This window comes from Streptomyces sp. NPDC048584 (genome assembly GCF_043199595.1).
GTDB classification, from domain to species: Bacteria; Actinomycetota; Actinomycetes; order Streptomycetales; family Streptomycetaceae; genus Streptomyces; species Streptomyces edwardsiae.
This window is the reverse complement of the sequence record NZ_JBICWF010000004.1, coordinates 362,111-378,791: the sequence shown is the minus strand read 5'-3', so window position 1 is coordinate 378,791 and position 16,681 is coordinate 362,111. Positions and strand designations below refer to the sequence as shown.

Annotated in this window: 17 protein-coding genes; 10 read left to right on the top strand and 7 right to left on the bottom strand. The window is 71.6% G+C overall.

Features of this window, described 5'->3' with window-relative positions; translation table 11 throughout:
- Nucleotide 1: 1 nt before the first annotated feature.
- The 5 genes from ACGFR9_RS12040 to ACGFR9_RS12020 all read left to right on the top strand — a co-directional run bounded on the left by ACGFR9_RS12040 (nucleotide 2) and on the right by ACGFR9_RS12020 (nucleotide 6,413).
- Nucleotides 2-1,012, top strand: coding sequence for an SCO2521 family protein (locus ACGFR9_RS12040; RefSeq protein ID WP_393206043.1), 1,011 nt, complete (start codon nucleotides 2-4; stop codon nucleotides 1,010-1,012).
- Nucleotides 1,013-1,093: 81 nt separating this feature from the next.
- The gene (locus ACGFR9_RS12035; protein WP_393206040.1) at nucleotides 1,094-2,209 is read left to right on the top strand and encodes a hypothetical protein; all 1,116 of its coding nucleotides are present in this window, start codon (nucleotides 1,094-1,096) and stop codon (nucleotides 2,207-2,209) included.
- Between the two features lie 147 nt (nucleotides 2,210-2,356).
- Entirely contained in the window at nucleotides 2,357-4,438 is a 2,082-nt protein-coding gene (locus tag ACGFR9_RS12030; RefSeq protein WP_393206037.1) for an MMPL family transporter, read from the top strand.
- Between the two features lie 128 nt (nucleotides 4,439-4,566).
- On the top strand, nucleotides 4,567-5,754 hold the full coding sequence (locus ACGFR9_RS12025) for a sensor histidine kinase (protein ID WP_393206322.1): 1,188 nt from the start codon (nucleotides 4,567-4,569) through the stop codon (nucleotides 5,752-5,754).
- Nucleotides 5,751-6,413, top strand: a complete 663-nt coding sequence (locus ACGFR9_RS12020) for a response regulator (RefSeq protein WP_393206034.1) — start codon at nucleotides 5,751-5,753, stop codon at nucleotides 6,411-6,413. The genes ACGFR9_RS12025 and ACGFR9_RS12020 overlap by 4 nt, the downstream gene beginning before the upstream one ends.
- Nucleotides 6,414-6,419: 6 nt before the next feature.
- Here ACGFR9_RS12020 and ACGFR9_RS12015 read toward each other — a convergent pair whose 3' ends face one another.
- Both ACGFR9_RS12015 and ACGFR9_RS12010 read right to left on the bottom strand, forming a co-directional pair.
- Nucleotides 6,420-6,656, bottom strand: coding sequence for a hypothetical protein (locus ACGFR9_RS12015; RefSeq protein ID WP_393206031.1), 237 nt, complete (start codon nucleotides 6,654-6,656; stop codon nucleotides 6,420-6,422).
- 163 nt (nucleotides 6,657-6,819) lie between these two features.
- Entirely contained in the window at nucleotides 6,820-7,530 is a 711-nt protein-coding gene (locus ACGFR9_RS12010) for a DUF4328 domain-containing protein (protein ID WP_393206028.1), read from the bottom strand.
- An 805-nt stretch (nucleotides 7,531-8,335) separates the two neighbouring features.
- Here ACGFR9_RS12010 and ACGFR9_RS12005 point away from each other — a divergent pair.
- The 4 genes from ACGFR9_RS12005 to ACGFR9_RS11990 all read left to right on the top strand — a co-directional run bounded on the left by ACGFR9_RS12005 (nucleotide 8,336) and on the right by ACGFR9_RS11990 (nucleotide 11,084).
- A complete protein-coding gene (locus ACGFR9_RS12005; RefSeq protein WP_393206025.1) occupies nucleotides 8,336-8,551 on the top strand; it encodes a hypothetical protein in 216 nt (71 codons plus the stop codon).
- Nucleotides 8,552-8,572: 21 nt separating this feature from the next.
- A complete protein-coding gene (recO, locus tag ACGFR9_RS12000; protein WP_030218006.1) occupies nucleotides 8,573-9,319 on the top strand; it encodes a DNA repair protein RecO in 747 nt (248 codons plus the stop codon).
- Nucleotides 9,320-9,340: 21 nt separating this feature from the next.
- Nucleotides 9,341-10,192, top strand: coding sequence for an isoprenyl transferase (locus tag ACGFR9_RS11995; RefSeq protein WP_393206022.1), 852 nt, complete (start codon nucleotides 9,341-9,343; stop codon nucleotides 10,190-10,192).
- Nucleotides 10,193-10,691: 499 nt separating this feature from the next.
- Complete coding sequence (locus ACGFR9_RS11990) at nucleotides 10,692-11,084, top strand: hypothetical protein (RefSeq protein WP_311641261.1); 393 nt, start codon at nucleotides 10,692-10,694, stop codon at nucleotides 11,082-11,084.
- A 79-nt stretch (nucleotides 11,085-11,163) separates the two neighbouring features.
- On the opposite strand, the gene ACGFR9_RS11985 is transcribed toward ACGFR9_RS11990, so the two are convergent.
- The 4 genes from ACGFR9_RS11985 to ACGFR9_RS11970 form a co-directional block, all read right to left on the bottom strand.
- Entirely contained in the window at nucleotides 11,164-11,583 is a 420-nt protein-coding gene (locus ACGFR9_RS11985; RefSeq protein ID WP_393206018.1) for a Fur family transcriptional regulator, read from the bottom strand.
- A gap of 63 nt (nucleotides 11,584-11,646) precedes the next feature.
- Complete coding sequence (locus ACGFR9_RS11980; RefSeq protein ID WP_393206015.1) at nucleotides 11,647-12,549, bottom strand: metal ABC transporter permease; 903 nt, start codon at nucleotides 12,547-12,549, stop codon at nucleotides 11,647-11,649.
- A 5-nt stretch (nucleotides 12,550-12,554) separates the two neighbouring features.
- Nucleotides 12,555-13,325 (bottom strand): metal ABC transporter ATP-binding protein, encoded by a 771-nt coding sequence (locus ACGFR9_RS11975; protein ID WP_393206012.1) that lies wholly within the window; start codon nucleotides 13,323-13,325, stop codon nucleotides 12,555-12,557.
- A 23-nt stretch (nucleotides 13,326-13,348) separates the two neighbouring features.
- Nucleotides 13,349-14,335, bottom strand: a complete 987-nt coding sequence (locus ACGFR9_RS11970) for a metal ABC transporter substrate-binding protein (RefSeq protein ID WP_393206009.1) — start codon at nucleotides 14,333-14,335, stop codon at nucleotides 13,349-13,351.
- Nucleotides 14,336-14,553: 218 nt separating this feature from the next.
- Between ACGFR9_RS11970 and ACGFR9_RS11965 the strand changes: the two genes are divergently transcribed.
- Nucleotides 14,554-15,936: a glycine--tRNA ligase gene (locus ACGFR9_RS11965; RefSeq protein ID WP_393206006.1), complete on the top strand. Its 1,383-nt coding sequence runs from the start codon at nucleotides 14,554-14,556 to the stop codon at nucleotides 15,934-15,936.
- Nucleotides 15,937-16,377: 441 nt separating this feature from the next.
- On the opposite strand, the gene ACGFR9_RS11960 is transcribed toward ACGFR9_RS11965, so the two are convergent.
- Entirely contained in the window at nucleotides 16,378-16,581 is a 204-nt protein-coding gene (locus tag ACGFR9_RS11960; protein WP_393206002.1) for a hypothetical protein, read from the bottom strand.
- Nucleotides 16,582-16,681 lie beyond the last annotated feature (100 nt).

Below are 16,681 nucleotides of genomic sequence, written 5' to 3'. Positions count from 1 at the left end.
GATGACGCCGGGGCAGGGGCAGGGGCAGGGGGAGCCGCAGCCGCCCGTCGTGCTCGCCTGCGGCGAGGTCCGCACCTGTCTGCTGCCCGCCCTCCAGGCCCTCGACAGCCGCGCCGCCGCCCAGCTCCTCGGACTGCGCGCCGACGCACGCGTCCTGCTCTCCGAGCGCCCCAACCTCTACGGCCGCTCCCCGGACACCCTCACCGGCGTCGACTGCCCGCTGCCCAGTGCCAACGGGGCCCGGATCCGTGCCGTCGGCACCGTCGCCGCCCGCGCCGCCCTCACCGAGGGGCGCGTCCTGCAGTCCTCCGCCTACTTCCGGGTCCCCGCCGCGGGGCCCGACCACCGGCGCCCCTGGGGCCACTACCTCGTGCGGCCCGGCACCGTCGAACCGTTCGGGAAACTGCCGTACGAGGCCGTCGCCCAGGGCCTGCTGAACGGCGGGCGGCACGGCGAACTCGACGTCGGCCTGATCGCCGACGGACTCCTCACCCGTCTGCTGCGCCACCCCCTGCTCGACCAGCGTCCGCCCCTGAAGTCCCGCCCCACCCGGCTGCGCTGGGTCGCCCTGCCCGCCGAGCTCGGCGAGGGCCCGTCGATCGAGCGGTTCACCCTCGCCGAGGACGAGCTGCGCACCGTACGGCTCCGCGTCCCCGCCGGCACACCGGCCGGCGACATCGCCGGGCTCTGCGACGACCTCGCCCTGCACGACTGGCTGCTCACCACCGTCGTCCGCATCCTGGACGGCATCCGGCTGGGCGCCGCCGAACCGCCCGCCCGGACCCGCCCCCGGGCCGGCGAGGACCGCCCCGCCGTCGTCGCCGCGCTGCGGCCCGCCGTCGACCACCTGCTGCACCTGTGGATGCCACGCGCCCGCGTCGCCCACGGACTCGCCCCCCTCTGGGAGGCCCTGGAGGACCGCCCCGGCTTCACCCGCCAGTGGCGCACCCTGGTGCAGCGCATCCGGGACCAGCTCGCCCTGCACGCGATCCCCCACCGGGAGGCGAGTTGAGCCCCTGAGCGCGCCGCCACGGCCCCGACGCACATCCCCGCACCCCGATCCGACGCGTATCCCAACGGGGGGAGAAGCGAGATGAGCACGGCACAGTCACCCCAGCCCGAGGAGACGGCACCCCCGCCCGGCGCGGGCGCCGCCCCCGGCACACCCCGGTCGCCCGACCGGGCCGAGTGGACGCGCAGACTCCTGACCGGCCTCACCGTCGGTCTCGTCGTCTGGGGCGTCGCCGCACTGCTGGACCCGGACGGCGCGGCGCCGCGGCAACTCGCCGCCGCGTTACTCTGCGCCGCCGCCACGGTGGCCCTCACACACCTCCTCACCCCGGACCGTGAACCCGACGAAGACGCCCTGCGCACGCGGAGCGTCCTCACCGAGACCGCCACGGCCGTACGGGACGGGCTGGAGCGGCACGACGACGATCTGCGCACCGGTCTGGCCCGGCACACCGAGGACATGCGGCAACTCGTCGAGACCCGCCTGGCCCGCCAGGACCCGCCGCCCGAGTCCTACCCGCCGCTCGACCGCGTCCGCACCGACGGCGTACCGGAACTCGCCAAGCGCTTCGCCGAGGCCCTCTCGCCCGGACCGTCGATCCTCTACACGTTCGTCCGCCTGGAGATGCAGCGCGTGGTCGGGCACATGGCGGCGCTGAACAGCATGACCGTGGAGTGCCACGGAGAGAACCACGACTGGATGCTCAGCCTCACCCACGCCGCCGAACTCTCCGTCGACGCCATCAGCACATCCGTCGACCGCGAGTTCTGGAACAGCGAACCCGCCAGCCGCTACCTCGCCGCCCAGCGGGAGGCGATCGAGGAACACGGCGTGCCGGTACGGCGGCTGTTCCTGCTGGAGAGCGCCGGCGACCTCGACGACCGGCTGCTGCGGCTGTGCGACGAGCAGAAGGCGCTGCACATCGAGGTCCGGGTGGCGGTGCTGCCCGAACTGCCGCCGCACCTCCAGCGCGGCACCACCGACGACTTCATCGTCTACGACGAGGTGGTCTCCTTCGAGATCGAGCAGGACCTGCGCGACGTCAACGTCAGGACCCGGCTCATCGCCCGCCGCGACCACGTCCAGGACCGGATGAAACGCTTCCGGGAACTGTGGGAGGCCGGCATGAACATCCGTGAACTGGAGGTACGGATCGACGACGAGGAGGACGGCACCTGGATGGTCGACCGGGCGTAGCCCCGGTTACTCCCGGGGGAGTAGCACCGCCCCCGGGCCACCCCGCGCAGTACCCCTCAACTCGGTCCCGCGTCCGACGATCCGCGCCCCATCTGGCGGGAGTCTGGGAGGCGACCCAGACACCCGACCGGAGGGGAGCCCCGACTCATGGGGGACGCAAGGACACAGGCACGGCGGCGGCGTCTCGTGCCGTGGGCGGTGGTCGGGCTGTGGCTGGCCGCGCTCGTGCTCGTCGGGCCGCTGGCCGGCAAGTTCGGCGACGTCCAGCAGAACCGGGCCGTCGACTATCTGCCCGACGGCGCCGACTCGACCCAGGTGGCCCGTATCCAGGACGAGTTGCCCGGCGGCGAGGCCACCGACCTGGTGCTGGTCTACCACCGCGACGGCGGGCTGACCGCCGCCGACCGGCAGGCCGCCGCCGGACACGTCGCCGAGGTCCGGGGCGCGTACGACCTCACCGGCACCCCGCGCGGCATCCCGTCCGAGGACGGCACCACCCTCATGTACCCGGTCTCCAGCACCCAGCCGGGCCAGGACGAGAAGGCCAGGGACGCCTTCGTCGACGGGGTGCGCGAGATCGCCGACGGCACGGGCGGCCTGAGCGTGGAGGTCGGCGGGCCCGGCGCCCTCGGCACCGACATGGGCAAGGTGTTCGAGACCATCGACGGCACCCTGCTGCTCGCCACCCTTGGCGTCGTCACCGTGCTGCTCGTGCTGATCTACCGCAGCCCGTTCCTGTGGCTGGTCCCGCTCACCGTCGCCGGTGTCGCCACCGCCCTCGCCATGGCCGCCGGATACGGCATGCACGAACTCCTCGACGTCACCGTCACCGGCCAGAGCGGCGGCATCATGACGGTGCTCGTCCTCGGCGCCGGCACCGACTACGCGCTGCTCATCGTCTCCCGCTACCGCGAGGAACTCCGCCGCCACGAACGGCCGTACGACGCCATGCGGGCCGCCCTGCGCGGCTGCGGGCCGGCGGTCCTCGCCTCCTCCGGCACCGTCGCCGCCGGACTGCTGTGCCTGCTCGCCGCCGACCTCAACAGCAGCAGCGGCATGGGCCCCGTCGGCATGGTCGGGGTGCTCTCCGCGCTCGTCGCCATGACGACCCTGCTGCCCGCCGTCCTCGTCCTGCTCGGCCGGCGCGTGTTCTGGCCGCTGATCCCCGCCTACGGCAGTACGCCCAAGGCCCGCCGGTCGCTGTTCGCGGCCATGGGCACCTCGGCCGCCCGCCGTCCCGCCGCCGTCCTCGCGGGCGGCGCCGCCCTCCTCGGCGCCCTCGCCCTCGGCACCCTCAACCTCACCGGCGAACTCAAGCAGGAGGACTCCTTCACCGACCGGCCCGAGTCCATCACCGCGATGGCGACCCTGGCCGACGCCTACCCCGAGCGCAGCAGCCGCCCCCTCACCGTGATGGCCCCCACCGACCGGGCCGGCGCCGTCCTGGCGGAGGCCCGCACCACCGAGGGGGTCGCCGACGCCACCGAGGGACGCAGCGGCGAAGGCTGGACCGAGATCTCCGTGTTCGCCACCGCCGCCCCCGAGACGGCCGGTGAGACCCGCACCATCGAGGCCCTGCGCGCCGGACTCGACGACGACCACGGTGCCTACGTCGGCGGCCTCAGCGCCCAGCAGCTCGACCTCGCCGACAGCGAGTCCCGCGACCGCAGGGTGATCGTGCCGCTCGTCCTCGCCGCCGTGTTCGTGATCCTCATGGTCCTGCTCCGCAGCCTCGTCGCACCCCTGCTGCTGCTCGCCGCGGTCGTCGCCGTGTGGGGCGCGGCCCTCGGCATCGGCGGACTGGTCTTCGAGCCGCTGTTCGGCTTCGCCGGCACCGACCCCGGACTCGGACTGCTGTCCTTCGTGTTCCTGGTCGCCCTCGGCGTCGACTACGGCATCTTCCTCATGCACCGGATGCGCGAGGAGTCCCTGAACGGCGCCGAACCCGACGCCGCCGCGCTCACCGCCCTGCGCACCACGGGCGGCGTGATCGCCTCCGCCGGAGTCGTCCTCGCCGCGACCTTCGCCGTGCTCACCACGCTGCCCCTGGTGGGCCTCGTCGAACTCGGCTTCGTCATCGCGGTCGGTGTCCTCCTCGACACCTTCCTGGTGCGCACCTACCTCGTCACCACGGCGAGCGTGCTGCTGCGCCGGTGGATGTGGTGGCCCGGCAGGCTCTCCAGGGCCCCCCGGCCGGTCCCGCGCGAACGGCAACCGGAACCGGTGTAGCGGGCCGGCCGTACCACCCCCGGGCACCCCCTCCCTGCCGAGGGGGTGCCCTCCTCCCGGAGGATGGAGCCGTGCAGGCACCCACCACGACACCGAGCGCGCACCGCCCCCGCCTCGGGGAGCGGATCATGGCCGCGGTCAACCGCGACCCGCTGACCGCCCCGCACGCGGTCCGCAACGACACGGTCCTCGCCGCGTTCACCGCCGCGGTCGCCGTCGCCCTCGCGCTGCTCGTCGACCACGGCCGCGCACCCGACGCGCTCGGCTGGACGCTGCTCCTCGCCGCCCATGTGCCGCTGGCCTGGCGGCGGCGCCGCCCGCTGACGGTCCTGCTGCTGGTCCTGCTGCCGGTCGTGCCGTACCACGCCCTCGACAACAACCACGGCGCGCCCGTCGCCGCGACCATAGTCGCCCTCTACACCATCGCGTCGAACACCACGCCCCGCCGCACCCTCCTCCTCGGCACCGCCGTCATCGGCGCGACCCTCACGGTGAACGCCCTCACCAACCCCGACGGCTTCGTCGAACTGTTCCGCATCACCGGCTGGGTCGTCGCCGTCCTCGTCTTCGGCGTCGACGTCCGCTTCTACCGCCAGTACGTCACCGCCATCGTCGAACGCGCCGAGCGGGCCGAACGCACCCGGGAGGAGGAGGCGCGCCGCCGGGTCGCCGAGGAGCGGCTGCGCATCGCCCGCGACCTGCACGACCTGCTCGCCCACAGCATCACCCTCATCGGTGTGCAGACGTCCGTCGCCGCGCACGTGCTGGCCGCCGACCCCGAGCGTCTCGACCGGGAGACCGTCGCCAAGGCCCTCGACGACATCGCCGAGACCTGCCGTACGGCCCGCGGTGAACTCCGTACGACCCTGGAGGTGCTGCGTGACAACGGCGGCCCCGCGGACACCCGGGGCCCGCTGGCCGGCCTCGACGGCCTGCCCGACCTGGTGGAGGCCGCGCGGCTCGCGGGCGCCCGCGTCGAACCGGCCGTCCGGGTGGCCGGTCCGGTGCCGCCCGCCGTCGGCGCCGCCGCCTACCGGGTCGTTCAGGAGGCGCTGACCAACGCGGTCCGGCACGCCGGCCCCGGACCGGCGATACGGGTCGAGCTGCGCGACGACGACGGGGTACTGCGGCTGTCCGTCACCGACGACGGCACCGGACCCACGCCCGGCGGGACACCCGGCTTCGGTGTCGTCGGCATGCGGGAGCGGGCCCGCAGCGTGGGTGGCACACTCGACGCCGGACCACGGGCGGGCGGCGGGTTCGAGGTCACCGCGAGCCTGCCACTGACACCCGCGACCCGGGAAGGAACCGGATGACCATTCGCGTGCTGCTCGCCGACGACCAGACCCTGGTACGGGAGGCGTTCGCGCTCCTCCTCGAGTCGGCGCCCGACATGGAGGTCGTCGGCCAGGCCGCCACCGGCCGTCAGGCGGCGGAACTGGCCCGCACCGAGCGGGCCGACCTCGTCGTCATGGACATCCGCATGCCCGACCTCGACGGCATCGAGGCGACCCGGCTGATCGCCGCCGACGACGATCTCGCCGGGGTGAAGGTGCTCGTCCTCACCACCTACGACACCGACGAGAACATCGTCGACGCGCTGCGCGCCGGGGCCTCCGGATTCCTGGTGAAGGACACCCGGCCCGCCGAACTCCTGGACGCCATCCGCACGGTCGCGGCCGGCGAGGCGCTGCTCTCACCCGGCCCCACGGCCCGTCTGATCGAACGCTTCCTGCGCAGCCCCTCCACACCGGTCGCGGCCGGACCCGAGTGCCTGTCCGACCGTGAGCGGGAGGTGCTCGCGCTGGTCGCGCGCGGTCTGAACAACGCCGAGATCGCCGACGCCCTGGGGCTGAGCCCGCTCACCGCGAAAACCCATGTCAGCCGGACCATGGGAAAGCTCGGGGTACGGGACCGGGCTCAACTCGTCATCGTGGCGTACGAGTCGGGGCTGGTGGCGCCGGGGAGGGCGTGAGCCGGTTCAGAGGGTGTGGTGCAGCCAGCGCTGGATCGTGCTGTTGATACTGCCGGACAGGGCGCTCAGGCTCTCGATGGCCTCACGGTCCTCGGGCCGGGGCGGGATGCCGGCGGCGGTCAGGGCCGCGTGCAGCTCCAGCCGGCGCCGGTCGCGCGGGTCGATACCGGCGCCGATCCGGTCGGCCGGGCGCGGCGGGGCCAGCAGGTAGTCGCCGTCCAGCGTGAACGCGGTCGCGGTCATATCGGTCTCCTCACCCTGAGGTGTCGCTACTGCAGGACAGGAGGCCGACTGCGGGAGCCCCGGTTGCGAATGGGGCGAAACGTCACGCCAACGGCGTCATCGGCAGTTCATCGTCCGGTCGGACGAGCGGCCCGGGGAACGCTCGAGCCCCGGTGACCCGGCGTCACGAGCCGGGCGGTGTCCAGTACGGGCCCTCGGTCGCCTTCAGACGTTGCAGGGCTGTCAGTCGTACCGCGAACAGGACGGCGGCCCCCGCGGCGGCCACGTACAGGAGGTCGACCGCGAGGTACAGCGTCACGGCGTCGCTGATCTCGGTGAGTGAGTCGGCCGTGTCGAGGCGCGAGGCGGCGTACCGGCCGAGCAGGGCGTTCCCGGCGAACAGGCCCCACCACAGGTTCACCGGCCACATCGGGACCCGGCGCGTCTCCCCCTCGGCCGACAGCGGTGAGCAGGCCCCCCACATGTCGACCGCGACGCGGTACGGCAGCCACAGGTTGGCGATGGGGATGAACCACGCACCGATCGCCCACCCCTGCCCCATGCCGAACCGGTCCGGTGCCAGGAGCCCGGTGCGGCGGCGCATCAGGAAGAACCAGGTGACGAAGAGCACCGCGCAGAGCAGGGTCGTGGACACCTGGACCTGACCCGCCCTCTCGTACAGCGAGTATGCGGAGTCCAGGCTCGAGGCGGTCGGATCGGTCGTGTCGTCGTCGGCCAGCATGCGGAGCCGGACACCGGTGTACACGGCGAACAGGTCACTGAGCGCTGCCGCCGCGAACGCCGCCACCACGGCGGTGAGGAGACCGCGCGAGGCGAGCGGAACGCTGCCGGGCAGCGGGGAGGGCGGGCGCGTCCCACCATTGGATTCGAGCATGACGAAGGCCCCCCACGGGCGGTAAGACGATGATCACCCGCGGAATCGCGCGCGAACGCACGGTATGCCGGACGGTGGAGGCCCGTCCAGCACAATGCGCCGTCGGACGGCGCCCATGAACCCCGTCCGTGCGGCCGGCCCGACGGCGATCGCCGGTCCGCCGGCCACCTTGCCGCACAGCCTCCGTATGAGCCCCGGCAGGACCGTGGGTGCCCATTATCGGATTCGTGTTGCCGGCCGCTCCAGTTCTGCGGCGCGCGCGAAGCAATCGGCAAAGCGCTGTACCTTGGTGAGCTTGCGCCGCGTCCGCCCGAAATCGCCGTCGGTTTCCGGCGCGCCGTCGATCCGCCGGGTCACGTCCAATTGCGGCGTGCGGACGGCCTGTTCGAACCGGCCGATTCAGCCGCCCGGGACGAACACCCGTGTACCCGGCTCGACCTGCGTGAACAAGAACCCCCATGCCGCCCGACGCGAACCATTGGCCATAACCAACCCCCTTGTACTGACCCGCACTTGTAGTTGCACGGCCTTCTGCCGAGTGTAGACGTGACGCGTCATTCCGGGGGGCCGAAGAATGAAACCGGAAAAGCGAGGGGATCACCGTGGAGGCACGACACTCGGCGCTCTGCGTCGGAGAAGCGGAGGAAGTGATGAAGGAATTGCGGGCGGCACTCGCGGAGGCCGGAATTGCCCTGCCGTCACCGGGGCCGGACCCGGTGAGTCCTGCGCGGAAGGTGCCCTGTCCGCTCGTCGAACCGGGCCGGTGCTCGGTGGAGACCGCGCGGCGGATCGCGGCGGTGGTGCGGTGAAGCCTCCCGTCGGCGCCCATGTCGTGGACACCCGGACCGAGCGGATCGGCGTCGTGATGGGGCATGAGGGGCCCTACGTCCAGCTGAGACCGTACGGCGGCGGCCGGGAGTGGGACGCGGACCCCGAGGCCGTACGGCGGGCGACGGCGGCCGAGCGGCTGCTTGCGGCGACGGTGTACACCGATGCCCGGAGTCGCGGTGAGGTGTCGTGAGCGTAGGCGACAATGGATGCCATGAGTCTGTTCCGCGACGACGGCATCGTGCTGCGCACCCAGAAGCTGGGTGAGGCGGACCGGATCATCACACTGCTCACACGCGGTCACGGCCGGGTACGCGCGGTGGCGAGGGGCGTGCGCCGGACGAAGTCGAAGTTCGGTGCGCGTCTCGAACCGTTCTCGCACGTGGACGTGCAGTTCTTCTCGAAGGGGAGCGAGCTGATCGGCCGCGGGCTGCCCCTGTGTACGCAGAGCGAGACGATAGCGCCGTACGGTGGCGGGATCGTCACCGACTACGCGCGGTACACGGCCGGCACCGCCATGCTGGAGACCGCCGAGCGGTTCACCGACCACGAGGGCGAGCCGGCGGTGCAGCAGTATCTGCTGCTGGTCGGGGCCCTGCGGACGCTGGCGCGGGGCGAGCACGCGCCGCATCTCGTGCTTGACGCGTTCCTGCTGCGGTCGCTCGCGGTGAACGGGTACGCGCCGAGTTTCACGGACTGCGCGAAGTGCGGGATGCCGGGTCCGAACCGGTTCTTCTCGGTCGCGTCCGGCGGTTCCGTCTGTGTGGACTGCCGGGTGCCCGGCAGCGTCGTACCCTCGCCGCAGGCCCTGGAACTCCTCGGAGCGCTGCTTACGGGAGACTGGGGGACCGCGGACGCGTGCGAGGCGCGGTACGTCCGGGAGGGGAGCGGGCTGGTGTCCGCGTACCTGCACTGGCATCTGGAGCGCGGGCTCCGTTCGCTCCGGTACGTCGAAAAGTAAGCACGAGGAGACGAGAGACACATGGCCGTACGCGGGTTCCTGGGGCGTCAGCGACGGGAGTACAGGACGCCGGAACCGCACCCTTCGGGCGCGCGGCCCCCGAAGATCCCCGGGGAACTGGTCCCGAAGCATGTGGCGATCGTCATGGACGGCAACGGGCGGTGGGCGAAGGAGCGGGGGCTGCCGCGCACCGAGGGGCACAAGGTCGGCGCCGAGCGGGTGCTGGACGTGCTCCAGGGCGGTGTGGAGATGGGGGTCGGCGCGATCTCGCTGTACGCCTTCTCCACCGAGAACTGGAAGCGGTCGCCGGACGAGGTGCGCTTCCTGATGAACTTCAACCGGGACTTCATCCGCAAGACGCGGGACACGCTCGACGAGCTCGGCATCCGCGTGCGCTGGGTGGGGCGGATGCCCAAGCTGTGGAAGTCGGTGGCCAAGGAGCTCCAGGTCGCCCAGGAGCAGACGAAGGACAACGACCGGCTGACGCTGTACTTCTGCATGAACTACGGCGGGCGCGCGGAGATCGCGGACGCGGCGCGGGCGCTCGCCGAGGACGTGAAGGCCGGGCGGCTCGATCCGTCGAAGGTCGACGAGAAGACGCTGCAGCGGTACATGTACTACCCGGACATGCCGGACGTGGACCTGTTCCTGCGGCCGAGCGGTGAGCAGCGCACCTCCAACTACCTCCTCTGGCAGAGCGCCTACGCCGAGATGGTCTTCCAGGACGTGCTCTGGCCCGACTTCGACCGCCGCGACCTGTGGCGGGCCTGTATCGAGTACGCCTCCCGCGACCGCCGCTTCGGCGGCGCCGTCCCCAACGAGGAACTGGCCGCCATGGAGGCGGCGATGAGGGGCCGTACGACGGAGTCCTGACAGCTGGTCGTCGAGAGTCCGACGGCCCGCCGCCCGCGTCCACCGGAGCGCTCTCGTACGGATGTGACGCCCCCTCCCTGCCAACCTCGTCGGCAGGGAGCCCTGGTGGGCGCGGGAGGCGTGAACAGCCTTGCCGGGGAAGGGAACAGGGGGCGCCCCGGAGAGTCGGCCGGGGCCTCCCGCGGTGGCCCCGGCTGCCGGTCCGGGACGGTCAAATGGTCTCGATCACCGGCGACTTGTGTGATCCGGCAACCATCCGGTGCCACGTCGGACGAAACTCCCAGGTGCTTGACCGTTCATTGTCCGGCCTGGTCCGGAGCCATCTTTTGCACTCGGGGAAGAGCTGCGCAATGGTGGAAATCGAGGGTCCTTCGAGGCCCGGGAGACGGGACGGTCGGCCGAAGCCGACACCTCCCGGTGCGGATCCTCGCACCCTCTCATCATCCACGCTTTGGAGGCTGTCATGGCCGTTCGCTCGACAAACGCGAGGAAGAGGAAGATGTCCAAGGGAGCCGTGGCGAGCGTGTTCGCGCTGGCACTGGCCTTCCCGGCGGCCGCGGCCACCAACGCGTCCGCCGATCCGAATATCGATCGGGTGGTCCTGGCGGGCCAGGCGGACTGCAGCAAGTTCGGCGCGAACTTCGCGCCCACCAGTGTGTCCGCCTCAGGCGGCGGGGTGTCCAACAGCAGGGTCATCAACTCGGCCGGACAGCCCAGCGCCAGTTACAGCCAGCTGGTGCTGAGCCCGGTGGCGGCGGGCCCGGGCGTCCCGGCGAGCGCCACCCTGACCTGCACCAACAGCCAGACCGGGCTGGAGCGGACGATCGTGCAGAACTTCACGCTCGCACGGCCGGCCGGCAACACGGTCGTCGCGAACGTGGACATCTTCTGACCGCCACTTCTGTCGAGACCGGTCCCGCTCCGTGCTCACCGACATGGGGCGGGACCGCGTGCGTTCTTCGGGGAAGGGCTCAGCCCTTCGCCACCCCCGCGCACTCCGCGCAGGTGCCGAAGATCTCGACCGTGTGGGCCACGTTGACGTAGCCGTGTTCCGCCGCGATGGCCTCCGCCCACTTCTCCACCGCCGGGCCCTCCACCTCCACCGCCTTGCCGCAGGTGCGGCAGACCAGATGGTGGTGGTGGTCGCCGGTGGAGCAGCGGCGGTAGACGGACTCGCCGTCGGCGGTGCGCAGGACGTCGACCTCGCCGGCGTCGGCGAGGGACTGGAGCGTGCGGTAGACCGTGGTCAGGCCGACGGAGTCGCCCTTGTGCTTGAGCATGTCGTGGAGTTCCTGCGCGCTGCGGAACTCGTCGACCTCCTGCAGGCACGCCGACACAGCGGCACGCTGCCGGGTGGCACGGCCCTTCACGGGCGGTCCTGCGGTCGTCACGGGATTGCCTCCTCACATCGGGCCGTCTGCCGGGGCCATTGTGCCAGTCCGGGCAGCGGGGAGTCAGGCGCCGGCCGGGTCCCCCGATCTGCGGCCGGCCGGAATCGCACACTCCGCGGGATCGCCGCCCGGCTGTGCGGCGGCCAGTGCCCGGGCGCGGCGGCGGGCCAGCGGGGTGGCCAGCGCGGTCAGCGCGATGAACGCGGCGATGGTCAGCAGCACGATCGTCGCTCCGGGCGGGACGTCCTGGTAGTACGAGGTGACCGTGCCGCCGATGGTCACGCTCACGCCGATCGCGACGGCGATGGCGAAGGTGGCGGCGAAGCTGCGGGTGAGCTGCTGGGCGGCCGCGACCGGCACCACCATGAGCGCGCTCACCAGCAGCAGCCCGACCACGCGCATCGCGACGGAGACGGTGACGGCGGCCGTGATCGCCGTGAGCAGGTTCAGGAAGCGCACCGGCAGGCCCGTGACCCGGGCGAACTCCTCGTCCTGGCTGACCGCGAACAGCTGCCGGCGCAGACCGACGGTGATCAGCACCACGAACGCGGCCAGCAGACAGATCGCGGTCACGTCGGACTCGGACACCGTGGACAGCGAGCCGAACAGGAACGAGGAGAGGTTCGTGGTGGAGCCGCCGGGGGCGATGTTGATGAACATGACACCGCCGGCCATACCGCCGTAGAAGAGCATCGCGAGGGCGATGTCGCCGCGGGTCTTGGCGTACCAGCGGACCAGTTCCATGAAGACGGCGCCGAGGACGGAGACGAGCGTCGCCATCCATACCGGGGACCAGCTGAGCAGGAAGCCGAGGCCGACACCGGTCATGGCGACGTGGCCGATTCCGTCGCCCATGAGGGCCTGGCGGCGCTGGACGAGGTAGATGCCGACGGCGGGGGCGGTGATGCCGACCAGGACGGCGGCGAGCAGCGCCCGCTGCATGAAGGCGTAGTCGAGGATGTCCATCGGATTCAGCTCAGCAGTCCTGTGCGGATCGGTTCGGTGCCCGCGGGGGCGTGCGGGTGGACGTGGTCGTGGCCGGGCAGGGCGTGCTGGCCGACAGCCTTCGGGGGCGGGCCGTCGTGCAGGACGCAGCCGTCGCGCAGGACGACCGCCCGGTCGATCAGGGGCTCCAGGGGGCCCAGCTCGTGCAGGACGAGGAGGACCGTGGTGCCCTCGGCGACCTGGCCCTTCAGCGTCTCGGCGAGGATCTCCTGGCTGGCCAGGTCGACGCCCGCCATCGGCTCGTCCATGATCAGCAGCTCGGGTACGGCGGCGAGCGCGCGGGCGATCAGGACCCGCTGGTGCTGGCCGCCGGAGAGGGCGTCCACGGAGTCCTTGGCCCGGTCCGCCATGCCGACGAGGTCCAGGGCATGCCGTACGGCCTCGTGGTCGGCCCTGCGGAAGAGGCCGAAGCGGGTACGGGAGAGACGGCCGGAGGAGACGACCTCGGTGAGCGTCGCCGGGACGCCGCCGGAGGCCGTGGTGCGCTGCGGGACGTAGCCCACGCGCGCCCAGTCGCGGAACCGGTGCCGCGGGGTGCCGAACAGTTCGATCTCCCCGGCGCTGACCGGTACTTGGCCGATGACGCTGCGTACGGCCGTCGACTTGCCGGAGCCGTTGGCGCCGAGCAGGGCGACGACCTCACCGCGGCGCACGGTGAGGTCGATGCCGCGCAGAACGGGGCGGGAGCCCAGCTCGGCGCGGACGCCGCGCAGGGAGATGACGGGCTCGGTCGTCATGCCGTCCTCCGGTGGTTCGTCGGTCACTTGCTGCCCAGGGCCGTCTGCAGGGCCTTGAGGTTGGCTTCCATGACCTGGAAGTAGTCGTCGCCGCGGGAGCTGTCGGTGATGCCCTCGACCGGGTCGAGGACGTCCGTCCTGAGCCCGGTGTCCCCGGCGAGGGTCTTGGCGGTCTTGTCGCTGACGAGCGTCTCGTAGAAGACGGTGGTGACGCCGTCGGCCTTCGCCATCTTCTGGAGTTCCTTCACGCGGGCCCCGCTGGGCTCGGACTCCGGGTCCAGGCCGCTGATGGCCTCCTCGGTCAGGCCGTAGCGCTCGGCGAGGTAGCCGAAGGCGGCGTGCGTGGTGATGAAGACGTCGTTCTTCTTGTCCGCGAGGCCGGTCTTGAACGTGGTGTCGAGCTCGCCCAGCTTCTCGACCAGGGTCGCGGTGTTCTTCCTGTAGTCGGCGGCGTGGTCCGGGTCCGCCTTCTCGAAGGCCTTGCCGACCCCCTCGGCGACCTCGGCGTACTTCACCGGGTCGAGCCAGATGTGGGGGTCCTTGCCGCCCTCGTGCTCGTGGTCGTGCCCCTCCTCCCCGTGTTCCTCCTCCTCGTGCGCGTGCTCGTCCGCGTGTCCGCCGACCTCGGAGCCGTGCTCCTCCAGGGTGGTCAGGGTGGCCGCGTCGATCTTCGTGGCGACGGGGGACTGGCCGATGGCCTCGTCGACGGAGGGCTGCAGGCCCTTGAGGTGGAGCGCCGCGTCGGACTCCTCGAGCTGCGCGGTCTGCTTGGCGCTGATCTCCAGGTCGTGCGGCTCCTGGCCGGGCTGGGTCAGACTGGTGACGTTGACGTGCTCGCCGCCGATCTGCTCGGCGAGGAAGGCCATCGGGTAGAACGACGCGACGACGTCGAACTTGTCGGTGTTGCCCGCGGCGGCGCTGTCGGAGGAGCAGGCGGTCAGGGTGCCGAGCCCGAGGGCGGCGACCGCGGCCAGCGCGGCCGTGGATATGTAGTGTCGTCGTACGTTCATGACAGTCATTTTCAACGAAGATGGAAACCGTTGTCAACAAGCCTGGTCGGAGATCCGGAACGGGGCCCCGATTTGGCCGTGAGGCAGTCCCCGCCGGTAACCTGAGTCATTCGCTGGAAGCAATCTCGCTTCGCCCGCCCGTCTCCCGATCACCACCCCTCATCGAGGCGCTTCGCGCCGCACCAGTCAGTCACCGTCGTCGTAATGAAGAGAGCACCGTGGCCGCCGACAAGATCGACACCATCGTCAGCCTGAGCAAGCGCCGTGGCTTCGTTTTCCCTTGTAGTGAGATCTACGGCGGCCAGCGTGCCGCCTGGGACTACGGGCCGCTGGGTGTCGAGCTCAAGGAGAACCTCAAGCGCCAGTGGTGGCGCTACATGGTGACGTCGCGCGAGGACGTGGTCGGTATCGACTCGTCCGTGATCCTGGCCCCGGAGGTGTGGGTCGCCTCCGGTCACGTCGCCACGTTCACGGACCCGCTGACCGAGTGCACCTCCTGCCACAAGCGGTTCCGCGCGGACCACCTGGAGGAGGCGTACGAGGAGAAGAAGGGCCACGCCCCCGAGAACGGCTTGGCCGACCTCAACTGCCCCAACTGCGGCAACAAGGGCACCTTCACCGAGCCCAAGCAGTTCTCGGGTCTGCTCTCCACCCACCTCGGCCCGACCCAGGACAGCGGCTCCGTCGCCTACCTGCGGCCCGAGACCGCCCAGGGCATCTTCACCAACTTCGCCCAGGTGCAGACCACTTCGCGCCGCAAGCCGCCGTTCGGCATCGCCCAGATGGGCAAGTCCTTCCGCAACGAGATCACGCCCGGCAACTTCATCTTCCGCACCCGCGAGTTCGAGCAGATGGAGATGGAGTTCTTCGTCAAGCCGGGCGAGGACGAGGAGTGGCAGGAGTACTGGATGGAGCAGCGCTGGAACTGGTACACCGGTCTCGGCCTGCGCGAGGAGAACATGCGGTGGTTCGAGCACCCGAAGGAGAAGCTCTCCCACTACTCCAAGCGCACCGCCGACATCGAGTACCGCTTCCAGTTCGGCGGCAGCGAGTGGGGTGAGCTGGAGGGCGTCGCCAACCGCACGGACTACGACCTCGGCGCGCACTCCAAGGCCTCCGGCCAGGACCTCTCCTTCTTCGACCAGGAGGCCCAGGAGCGCTGGACGCCGTACGTCATCGAGCCGGCTGCCGGTGTCGGCCGCGCGATGCTGGCGTTCCTGCTGGACGCGTACATCGAGGACGAGGCGCCCAACGCCAAGGGCAAGATGGAGAAGCGCACGGTGCTGCGGCTGGACCACCGGCTCGCGCCGGTGAAGGTCGCGGTGCTGCCGCTGTCGCGCAACGCGGAGCTGTCGCCGAAGGCGAAGGGGCTCGCGCAGGCGCTTCGGCAGAACTGGAACATCGAGTTCGACGACGCCGGCGCGATCGGTCGGCGTTACCGCCGGCAGGACGAGATCGGTACGCCGTTCTGTGTCACGGTCGACTTCGACACGCTGGACGACAACGCGGTGACCGTGCGTGAGCGGGACACGATGAAGCAGGAGCGGGTGTCCCTGGACCAGATCGAGGGGTACCTCGCCTCACGCCTCGTCGGCGCGTAACCGCCGGCCGCGGGGGGTACGGGGTTTGATCCCCTGTTGATCCGATGCGGCCGTCGGCCACGGTGACCGTCCCAGGGGGCTCCGCCCCCCGGACCCCCCGCCCTCGCCCACCCGCCACCCGACTCGGTTGGCTGGTGGGCCGCCGTCCCCCGGGGGCTCCGCCCCCGGGCCCCCGTTTCGCCCTCCGCTTCCGCGGGCGGTCGTGCCGCTGGGGCGGCGATCCCACCCCGCTTCCTTCGTTCCCGCGGGCGGTCGTGCCGCTGGGGCGGCGATCCCACCCCGCTTCCTTCGTTCCCGCGGGCGGTCGTGCCGCAGGGCGGCACGGGTGGGCGCGACGGCACCCCGTGAACGCCGGGCTGCGAGAACACCCCCCGGCCCCCACAAGCACCGGGCCGCGCCAACGCGACGTCCCCCACGAGGGCCGGGGCGTGCCGCCGGCCCTCACCGCTCCGGCGGGTCCACCGTCGCCCCGTGCGCCTCCGCCAGATGCTCCTGCGCCTTGAGCCACGGCAGGAACTGCGCGCTCCTGCGCCAGCCGCACGTGTCACAACTGATCGTCCGCTGCCCACCGGTGCGCCGTACCCGCACGACGTGCTCCCGCCCGTCCGGATCCAGCCGGCTGACCTTACTCGCATCGATCTCCACGACGACTCCTCCAGGCCCCTCCGACGGCACCCCTGCCCACGCCCCTGCCCACACCACCGCCCGGCACGGTACCGTTCCGCTCGTGCCCCAGGGGCCGTTC